Here is a 9,658-nt window from a genome sequence, read left to right on the forward strand (position 1 = left end):
CGCTTACTTCCACCGGCCCGCGTTAACGCAACGGATGGCAGTTGCCGTCCCCACTAAAGAAGCAACCTATGCAGAGCAAGGATATTTCCGTTCCGGTCGGCGCTGTTCTGCCTTATACCGGCAACCTCGGCAACAATCAGCTCAACGAAATGGGGTGGTCCATTTATGACGACAGCGAGTTGCAGATTTCAGACTACACGACACTGTTCGCGGCCATCGGCACCTGCAATGGTGGCAACGGCAATACCCGCTTCAATCTGCCGGACTATGCCAGCGAGATCGTCATCGTTGACACCCAGGAGCTGGCTGATCAGCTGCATGGTGACCATGGCGTCGTCAAGCTGTTCTACGAGCAGCACTACAAATACGGGTGCTACTCGCAGAACTGGGGGGCCAGTAAAGGGCAAGATCACTACCAGGACGTCTGCGTCGTCTTGGGCGCCAAGGCCTGGAAGCAGTACCAAGAAGGGACGTTGCACGAGTCTGTGGCTCAGACTAGGAACAAGCTGTATGTAGCTTTTTCTTGAGCACTAGGCGGTGTCTACATCGTGCCCGACAAGCTATTTAAAGCATACAAAACCTAACGCCTGCGACTTGAGCGGGCTACGAACTGAACTCCGAGAAGGTACCATTATGAATCGCCCCGGACTCTCTAGACACCTTGCAAGCTCATTCTCAGTGGTCATATGCGACTTCATTGACCAGTCAACAACCTGACGAGAAAACAGATCCAGCACCAAAGTCAGATAGAGGGTCATTCAGGCGCAAACCGAAGCCGCTTCGCAGCAAGGCTTAATTCGGGTGTTAGCAAGTGCTTTTGGCCGCGAGCAGCCCTCCGCGGAGCGCTACTTCGGGTCCAAAGGGGCGCTTGTTGCTATTGCTTCCTGCTAAATCAGAGCAAATTCCGCCAGATGTCATACCCCACATACAGCAGCATCGATCCGAAAAACATACCCGTGATGACTGTCAGTCTTTTCACGTGACGCTGGTTGGATGAGAGCTCCGCAGCTAGACCCGCATTCTGCTGGGTCAGCAGCGCGACCAGTGCGGTTTGCTCGCCCGTGGCCGCTGCCGAGAGCTGTTGCACAAAGCGTTTGTTTTCAGCCGCCACGGCCTCGACCTGCGTCGACAGCTGGGTGAGTACAACTGCCACATCCGTGCCCAGGATGGTGACTTGCGCCGCCAAGGCCGAGTTTATCCTCTTGCTGAATTCCCGGTTCAACGCAATTTCTTTCAAGACCTTTTCCGCCACCTCGGCATGCTCGACCTTGGCCGCTTGGTCTTCACGCCCGAGTGCTTCCAGCCCTGCCAGGAGGGTTTCCTGCGAAGCGTTCTGCTGCTCGGCGATGCGAACGCCGACGTCAACGACCGCTGCCTTGAAATCAGTGACACTTGAGCCATGCGATGACGACAGCTGGCGCGACACCTCAGCAGCCGAGCTTTCAATGTGCGGACGCAGCGCTTCGATCGACTGCGCCAGCTCCAATTGCTGCCGGGTCGCCCCAGCGAGAGCTTCGAGCAGCACGGACTCAGTCGAGTTCAGGCTAGAAGTGTGGACGGCCGTAGATTGCTCGAGCAAGGCCTCGACTGCACGAGCGTCACTCGCGCTCTGGTCGGTGATGTGTTTCTGAAGCTTGGTGAGCAACGAAGGTACGTCTTCTTCGCGGATCTTGCGCAACGCCTGTAGCAACGACTTCGTGGCTTTTTCCGTATCGCCCGCGGAAGCGCCCAAGGTGTCGTTGATCTCAGTGATGGAATCTCTTGTGTCCGCAAGGTCTCCACTCAATGCCTTGATCGAGGCTTCGAGTGGTTTGAGAGGCTCCTTCAGAATCTTTATCATCAACTCGGCCAGGGCCTTTTCTTTGTTGTGAATCTCTGTAGCTGTACTCATTTTTCAGGCCCGGCCATCTTGGCTTAGTCTCATCAGTTCTACCCGCTGGTTGCTCAGTTGCATACAGGCCAGCAATTGCAGTAACGCGTCACAATCATCTTCCTCGTTCATCGCCAAACTCATCCGCTGGTCGAGTTCGGCAAGGTATTCCTCATCGAGCAAGTGAGTGAAGCGTTTGCACCGTTCGAGGTCTTGTTGCGAGTTTTGGGCAATGCGCTTCAACTCGCCGTGCTTGAGGGCGGTCTCGTGCTCGATTCGCTCGCACTGTTTGATCAGAAGCATCTGCTCGTGCCGCTGCAGTTCGAGGCTGGCTTCGAGCGCCTTGATGTCGCGCTTGAAATCTTGGTCAAGCACCGTCAATGCCCCGAGCCAACGTTTTTTCCACAGGCGGACCAGTTCGTGCCGGGCTTCGCTGCCTGCGCTGTGGACCTTCCGCAAATCCTCCTGATAGTTTGATGAGAACAGGTAGGTATCGAAGGTGTAGTCCGCCAGTTTGTAGCGAATGGAGCTGAACGCGTCGTCGATAATATCCTCAATCATCCGCAAGCCAGGCTCATTTACGAGCCTGCGCACACCTTCCCAATACGCCAATCGGGGATTGCCCTTGACCTCCAAGCGCATCCCCTTGAGTAGCCTGTAATAATCATAAACCAACGTCCTGAGAGTCTCGCAGTCATCCTTGACCGCACCCACCTTGGGAGGATAGCTACCGGAGACAGTGAACACTGGGCTCGAGGCTGCGTGCTCGATCAACTGCATGCCATCTACCAATGTATTAGTTTGCAGGTCTTGCAATGCCGTCCTCAACTTATCCCGCGCCTTCTTGATCGCTGCGGTCCAGATGGCGATCTCGCGCACAAGCGTCGTGTTTTTGCTTTCCAGTTGTTCGATGGCCCGCTCAACTGCCTCGGTCTTCTTCTTCTGGATATACCCGACGCCCAAGTGACTATCGAGCGTACTACGCAGACGGCCAACCGGACTTGTGGATTGCGAGATCTGCTCCAGCAACTCGCTGCGCAGTCCGGCAATCAACGGCGCGATCCGGGCATGCAGTTCCGGCTCATTCTTTTGCATGCTCATCCAGCTGGTGCCGAACTCCAGGGGAAAGTACAGGTGCTCATCCCGAGCCTGATCGCTTAGGCGACCGAAAAGCTCGATCTGCTGGATGAGACGGCGCCGAGATTTAGAAGCATCGAATCTCGCATCCTCTCGAGCAGCGTCCTTGATCGACTGTGCGAAGTACGAATAGGTTGTGACAATGCGAAAACGGTGCGGCATGGCCTGCCAGTCTTCGATTCCAGGCAACGTCAGCGCCTCAGGCCGCAGGAACCCCAGGTCATCGCCCCGGCCAACCAGCAACACCAGGTCAGCGAAGGGTAGATAAGTCTTCGCCATAAGGTTCACATGCGCCTGCTCTGCCGCATTGGCAGGGTTATCGCCTGGAAGGTCCAGAATGCGAATGCTCGGCCCCTCGGCGGCCTGGCTGGCAAAGAAAGAAGATGGTATATGCACCACACAGGGCGACTCGGCAACCAGTTGCCCGGCCTCCATGTCTTCCCTGAGCTGGCCAAGCGCTCGGGTAACATCGGCTTCGGCCTCGAACCAATGCGTTTTCGAGCGCAGAGTCAGTCCCCAGCGGCCCTCGACCGAGCGGCAATACTCCATGGCGGTGGCCGTCGCCGACTTGCCCGCCTCGCGCCCGCCACGTATGACCTGCGAAATCCTTCCCAACTGGGCCGGGTCAATGCCCATCAGGTCGAGCAGCAACGTGGTCTTACCGACTTGGGTCTTGCCGAATATGACCACATAGGGCTCGGCCACTTCCTCCTTGAGCTGCAGCTTTTCCTGGACGTCTTTGCTCAACGTCTTGATCAACCGTGCATAGGCACGAAACGCCCAGTCCGACTGATGTGCCTGCAGAGCGTGCCAATGGTCCATCACGTCTTGCTTGACCATGTCAGACACCACGGTCAGCGATGAACAGCTGCAAGCCAGAAGCCGACGAGTCCAACTCATAGCGCAAGTCACTGGTGATCGAGGTGACATCAGCGATGGCCTTGGCAAGGCGGTCCTTGCGCATCAGCAGTTCGTCCATGCGATAGCGGGCACGCAACCTCGCGCAGACGCGCGCACGCGCCACGGCCATGGTCTCATCGAAAGACGTGCGAAGATTTTCAACATGGTGGTCATGGACCGTGCCGAGCATGACCCTCGCCTGGGCGCTTGCTGCTTTCTCGATGCTGCGAATCCGCGTTACCGCCACGCCTGTCAGATACGCAGCTGCGACGACTGCGGTGGCCGCTACTGCAGCGGGGTGCAGCGTGAGCGGCATAGGGAGCTTGGTCTCCGATCCTGAATTGTCTGAGTTGCTGGAATCGCCTGCATCTGCAGCATCGCCCGCATCAGAGTCAGTCGTCTTGCCGAAGAGCGCACCCAGTATGTCGGAGTCTCCATCGCTGACTACGTCTACCGCCAGTACGGTGGCAAGCGAACGAATAGTAGTTTTGCCGAGCTCGACGCCTATTCTGAGGTTCTCGACACTCGCTGAGACGGCATTGGCGCCAGAAGTGTTGTCGGTGGGTACGAAGTCCTGCTTGACGCCAACGACCTGAGGCGCAGCGAAGATAAGCCGGGTGTATTCCAGCGACATCGCCGGTATCAGCTCGGCACTGGTACCCACCTGTTTGCTGACATCCTGGTTAGCCTGCCATTCCTCACGGCGGCCATTGCCCAGAAGGATGCTGATATCACTGACCGCTTCAGGGGTTAACTTCGCGAAACGAACGGGTTGCCCCGATGCGTGCACAAAGCCCATCTGGATCAGATTCTCAGATTTCGCCTGTGGCACACGCGCGGGAGAGCCCTCCCCCGATTTCTCTACGGGCACTCGCTCAAGCTTGCTCGCTGTTAACGACGATACGCCTTGAGAGTAGTTATGAAAAAACGCCGGCGCCGCTTCGCGCCATGCCCCTTGGACGAGATCCTGCATTTTCATTCTGGTCTGGCTGGTGGTATCGAAGACATTCGAAAACCAGTTGCCGAAGCCTTCGTGATCGGCAATGAGCCGAGCACTCATTGAATCGGACGCTTTCGAAAACGCCTGCCCAGCCAGCTCGCTCACAAGCCGATTATGCTGACTCCGAAGCTCCGCTGCTGCCTCATCGAACCTGCCCAAAACCTCTTCCAGCACTTCAGCGCCATCAATCCCACTCGCCTTGTCGCTCGTGAAATACAGCCGCGCCTTGCTGCGGATCGCGTTCAACACCCGTGTCAAATCCTTACCCACGATTTCAGAGAGATGACTCATCTGGAAGTGGCGATCCGATTCCCCGGTAAAGTTGAGGTCGTCGATGGCGCGACGAAGGTGGGGCATCCACTGTTCAATGTACTCGACGTCGTCGGTACCGCTCAGAATGATGTTTCTTTCGGCCAGCTCGGGCGCCACCTGGAATGTCGCCTGGGCGCTTGAGCGCAGATCGGCCTGGCGCTTGGGATCGTTGCGGTGGGACTCGGTCTTGGAGACCACGATGTACGGCTTACAGCCCCTAAGCTCGTTCTCCAGCATGTCCTGGACGATCTCGAGCTGCTGCTGATTGGCCATGCGCGTCTCGTCGGTCACGATGATGCAGCCACCTGCGGCGATCATCGCCTGGCGCATCAGCTCCTGCCAGGCGCGGTTGTCGCGCTCCTGCTTCTCGTACCCTGGAAGCAGCAACCACGCCTGGTTATCGCGTTTGAAGTAGCGGCGAGGCACTTTCAGGACCGGCAGCAGATCCTCGGCATTGGGGTCGCAGATGGCGCGCTGGAACTCCGGAACATCCACTTCGAAGTCATCCAGCCTGTAGCCCTGCGCCGCCGAGTCTGGAACCAGCCTGCGAACGTATCCCTGAGCGCGATCGAGGCCCTCTACCTCGAGGATGAGTACTGGCATTTTCTCGCCACGACCCTCATTGCTCTGCAGCCACCTCGGCCCATCGCCGCGCAGGTCATAGATGCTCGCCATCAGTGTCGTCTTGCCCGCGCCTTGAGAGCCGCCCATCACAACGATCCAGGTATTACCCAGCACCTCGGCGAGTAGCAGGCGGCGCATCACCTCAAGCAGTTTTTCGTCGATTTCCTCGTTACCAAGGTCGGTGCAGGCACCGCGTAGACGACGCAGTGCCTTGTTCAGATCGGTCAGCAGGAGCGCGGGGGATTCCATCGCCATTGTTTCTTCCTCGGTTCATCTTTGAAATTAGATGCCAGACCCTTGCGGCGGACATACGTCTACCGGGGTATCGGCGGACTGGCGAGAAACATGACTGGCAGAAGCTACGAGTCATAAAGGTATGAACTTGTCCATAACGCAGGTCTCTCCCAAAGCATCGTTCTCATCTGGCACCAATAATTCTGCTCAGGGAGAGCACTATCACAACGATGGCCATTTGCCTCAAGGAGAGGCAGAATTCTACAGCTTGCGCTAATCCAATATTCAACCGCCGTCATTCGCACGAAGACACATTGGCATTGCCAGCGCAGGCAGGACGGACTGCACAAGCCTTATCTATAGAGAAAATCGACATGGACGCCCGTGAACATCTAGCAGCAATGTCCGCATCTGCAGCGTTTAATAACCTGGCGGGCTATACCAAGGCTTTTGATCTTTTCAAAGCCATGGGTGTGAGCACAAAGGAGCTGGTCCACTCAAACATCATTGCTTCCCTCTTGAACGACCGGGAAGCCCATGGCATGGGCAGCGCCTTCAGAGATGATTATGTAAGGTCGCTTCTCGGCTGCCGTTGCGAGCGCAGCCCGCTACCGGAAGCCGTACTATCAAGCACTGTTGGCGTGCGAGCGAACGTAGCGCGCGAACTCGAACATATCGATATCTTGCTCGATTACCCATCCCTCAAACTCGTGATCGCAATCGAGAACAAGATATGGGCCTTGGACCAGAGCCGTCAGGTTGCCCGTTACCAGAAAGCATTGCAGGAACTGTTCCCCCACTATACCCACAGGGCGCTGGTGTATCTGACGCCCAAAGGCCGGGCGTCTCCGACGATCGATCCAGACTCCCCGACGCCCGTCTATTACCAATCTTATGGACAGCTGGCCGAGCTTCTACGTCAACAGACGAGCGTAGATCCGCGGGCCCTCCTGTTTATCCATCAGTTTGTCACTCATATCGAGAAGACCATGTCGGGAAACACCGAGCTCAAACAGCTGTGCTGGGAGATCTTCCAGCAAAACGAAGAGGCGTATCGTCATATCCACGAACATTTCGTTTATTGCCAGAATCGCAAGCTACAAGAGCGCTTCGAATGGCTGGAAACCCAGGTTAAAACCGCGCCTATGTTTGCCGACTGGGTCGGCAAGATCGAAACTAGGCCGACATGCAATGTCGACAAAAAGCGGTATGACTTGGACGTGCGGGTAAAAGAATGGCCCGATGGTCTCTGGATCAAACTCTACAAGCACACCTGGCTTGGTGTTTTTCCTTACTTCCGTGCCGCTGATACCACCGAGCTGGCAAAACATCTACCCGACTTCACCTCCAGCCCGCGGGAAGTGCCTGACTGGGCTGGGCATTATGTGGCTTCAAGCGGCTACCAGATTAAACATGAACGGTGCATTTTTGACTTGGGTGACGAAGCGACAGATACACATTACAACCAAGCGCTGAGCAAAATCCGGGACTGCATTGAAGAGATCGACCGCGCTCTAGACCCTACCCTACCCGGATTGCGCTGATGCTCACATCGCACAATGAAACTCCTTGGCGCTTTAGCCTGGAGGTAACATGCTCGCTGCAATATTGAACGGCAAGCGCCGAGGTAGCGGCGTTGAAGGTAAGCATTCAAACCTGGGAGATGCCACTGGGGCGGAAGACATCCTTACCGCCACCATATTCGAGCGCCTGATTTATCTTCCCGAATCTGTTCGTGATAGCTTCTTTGTCCAATTATTAGGGCCAGACAGACCAATTGGCACCTTGGAGAATTTCGAGTTCTGGCCATCATGGTGGCTGGATGACCGACGTGTCGAACCCGATGTGGTGCTGTACGGCTCGGAGCGTACGCTGCTGATTGAGGCCAAGCGCCACGACGATCTGCAACAGCAATACGCTGTACAACTGGCAAATCAGTTGCGGGCTGGTTGGGCAGGCGAACACCTGGGTGAAGACCCGATACTCCTTACCATTGGTGGCCTTCACAGCTACACGCAGAAAAGCACTTTTGAGCTGGAATCCCAAATCGAGAGAGAACTGTGCGGGGCAGGCTCAGATTACGAGTTGGCGTGCTGCAGTTGGTATCAGTTGTTCCAGGCTCTAGAGGCAGCGATTTCCAATGCATCGACGGACTCATCGCCAGGCCTTCAGCGTCTGCTGGATGATATTGCCGCCGCTTACGAATGGCATGGGCTGCGCATTCTTCCCCGGCGCTGGTTGGGTCAACTGGCCTCGGTATCGATCAACTCCACGCGCGCCCCTATCTTCGCGCCCGCAACCGTTAGCGCCAAGCGAGTCCCGAGCCGCCGAGCGACATCCAGCTTCCTATCCAACCTTTCTGCACCTTCTATTCAAATTACCCAATTCCCCATTGCACGTTGGAGCTGACTAACTTGACCACTGCAACCTCAATCGACAACGCGCTTCTGGATGTTCGCAAGGCCTATCGCCTGCTGGCGGATTATCAACAGCGGATTCTTGAGCTACTGGGCTTTATACGTGAAGAGCTGGGCGCCGATTACTACTCTCAGATACCGCGAAATCGTGTGCCCCGGAGCCTGGACGGGCTAGAGGTCAGCAACAGCGCAGGGCAACGTTTTCTACCGTTTAACGACATCTCCGTGCTATGGCTTCGTAACGGCGGGCAGGAAGATCCTGAGCACTGCCATGAAAAGGGTGATCTGTTGTTCGACGTTTGGGTCCGGAACGACACCGGCAATGGTGAAAACGCCGAAGAAGCATCAATCGTCGAGAACAGCCGAAGCGAGTTGCGCATCTATATCTTCCAATGCCTGGAACCCCACAAAGGGCCATACAACTGGCGTAGCCAGGTCTGGGACCTGACGTACTATCCAGCAATGGGAGAGGTACTCGAATGTGATGGCAATCCTGGCTATCGCGCCTACGCAGAGGCTTTGGACTTATCTGTATGCACTGATGAGAACGCCATCCGCACCGCCTTGAACGGGCTGAGAAAGCGCGCGTCGGATAAGCTTGATCAGCAAATTTGATTTCTGAGCTTGGGCTAATTGAACCCTACCCTCCCGATTTTCTCCGTTGAAGCCGAAACGTACGAAGGTCGGAACGGCTGGGGTTACGCAAAAACACCAGCAGGAAGCTAGTTGAATGAACGCACCGAAAAATCCCCACAGCCTCAACAACGGGTTATCCATTGAACGAGCCCCATTGAAAGACAGATGTGTCTGGGCGGAACTTTCCCTCTGCTGCTTTCCCACTCCACAGACGTCACCCACAACAAAAAAGGCCCATGACAAAAAACGCTCATGGGCCAAGGAGGAAGCTGATTGTGATTGATGCTTACAGCGAGCGGCTTTCCTCTGGCTCACCACCGCCCAGCGCCTTGTACAGCGAAACCAGATTGTTGATTCGTGACAACTTGGTCAGCACCAGTGTTTGCTGCGCGCTGTACAGGCTGCGCTGCGCATCAAGGGTATTGAGGAAGGTGTCGACGCCTTCTTGATAGCGGCTTTCCTCTGGCTCACCACCGCCCAGCGCCTTGTACAGCGAAACCAGATTGTTGATTCGTGACAACTTGGTCA

General features: G+C 56.1%; 8 protein-coding genes. 4 read left to right on the forward strand and 4 right to left on the reverse strand.

The window, feature by feature from the left end:
* Positions 1 to 68 precede the first annotated feature (68 nt).
* Positions 69 to 527, forward strand: coding sequence for a phage tail protein (locus AC1RT4_RS05170; protein WP_493084028.1), 459 nt, complete (start codon positions 69 to 71; stop codon positions 525 to 527).
* A gap of 365 nt (positions 528 to 892) precedes the next feature.
* Here AC1RT4_RS05170 and AC1RT4_RS05175 read toward each other — a convergent pair whose 3' ends face one another.
* Genes AC1RT4_RS05175 through AC1RT4_RS05185 form a run of 3 tightly spaced genes read right to left on the reverse strand, consistent with a single transcriptional unit; the run spans position 893 to position 6,098 of the window.
* Positions 893 to 1,891 carry a hypothetical protein gene (locus AC1RT4_RS05175; protein ID WP_493084030.1) on the reverse strand — a complete coding sequence of 333 codons (999 nt, stop codon included), beginning with the start codon at positions 1,889 to 1,891 and terminating at the stop codon, positions 893 to 895.
* A 3-nt stretch (positions 1,892 to 1,894) separates the two neighbouring features.
* Positions 1,895 to 3,847 (reverse strand): hypothetical protein, encoded by a 1,953-nt coding sequence (locus AC1RT4_RS05180; protein ID WP_493084032.1) that lies wholly within the window; start codon positions 3,845 to 3,847, stop codon positions 1,895 to 1,897.
* 1 nt (position 3,848) lies between these two features.
* The gene (locus AC1RT4_RS05185; RefSeq protein ID WP_493084034.1) at positions 3,849 to 6,098 is read right to left on the reverse strand and encodes a sugar kinase; all 2,250 of its coding nucleotides are present in this window, start codon (positions 6,096 to 6,098) and stop codon (positions 3,849 to 3,851) included.
* 353 nt (positions 6,099 to 6,451) lie between these two features.
* Here AC1RT4_RS05185 and AC1RT4_RS05190 point away from each other — a divergent pair, with 353 nt between their 5' ends.
* From AC1RT4_RS05190 to AC1RT4_RS05200, 3 genes are read left to right on the forward strand one after another with little or no spacing between them, the layout of a single operon-like run.
* On the forward strand, positions 6,452 to 7,621 hold the full coding sequence (locus tag AC1RT4_RS05190; RefSeq protein WP_493084038.1) for a PDDEXK-like family protein: 1,170 nt from the start codon (positions 6,452 to 6,454) through the stop codon (positions 7,619 to 7,621).
* 49 nt (positions 7,622 to 7,670) lie between these two features.
* Positions 7,671 to 8,486: a hypothetical protein gene (locus AC1RT4_RS05195; protein WP_493084040.1), complete on the forward strand. Its 816-nt coding sequence runs from the start codon at positions 7,671 to 7,673 to the stop codon at positions 8,484 to 8,486.
* Between the two features lie 5 nt (positions 8,487 to 8,491).
* Positions 8,492 to 9,109: a PM0109 family protein gene (locus AC1RT4_RS05200; protein ID WP_493084042.1), complete on the forward strand. Its 618-nt coding sequence runs from the start codon at positions 8,492 to 8,494 to the stop codon at positions 9,107 to 9,109.
* 307 nt (positions 9,110 to 9,416) lie between these two features.
* Here the strand turns inward: AC1RT4_RS05200 and AC1RT4_RS05205 are convergent.
* Positions 9,417 to 9,658 (reverse strand): TolC family protein (locus AC1RT4_RS05205; protein WP_493084044.1); only part of this gene is annotated, 242 nt, incomplete at its 5' end.

It is taken from the genome of Pseudomonas sp. GW821-FHT11D10 (assembly GCF_058808435.1).

What these genes read in the sequence shown, in the direction of transcription:
- AC1RT4_RS05170 (WP_493084028.1), top strand. Translation starts at nt 69, where the DNA reads ATGCAGAGCAAGGATATTTCCGTTCCGGTCGGCGCTGTTCTGCCTTAT.
- AC1RT4_RS05175 (WP_493084030.1), bottom strand. Translation starts at nt 1,891, where the DNA reads ATGAGTACAGCTACAGAGATTCACAACAAAGAAAAGGCCCTGGCCGAG.
- AC1RT4_RS05180 (WP_493084032.1), bottom strand. Translation starts at nt 3,847, where the DNA reads ATGGTCAAGCAAGACGTGATGGACCATTGGCACGCTCTGCAGGCACAT.
- AC1RT4_RS05185 (WP_493084034.1), bottom strand. Translation starts at nt 6,098, where the DNA reads ATGGCGATGGAATCCCCCGCGCTCCTGCTGACCGATCTGAACAAGGCA.
- AC1RT4_RS05190 (WP_493084038.1), top strand. Translation starts at nt 6,452, where the DNA reads ATGGACGCCCGTGAACATCTAGCAGCAATGTCCGCATCTGCAGCGTTT.
- AC1RT4_RS05195 (WP_493084040.1), top strand. Translation starts at nt 7,671, where the DNA reads ATGCTCGCTGCAATATTGAACGGCAAGCGCCGAGGTAGCGGCGTTGAA.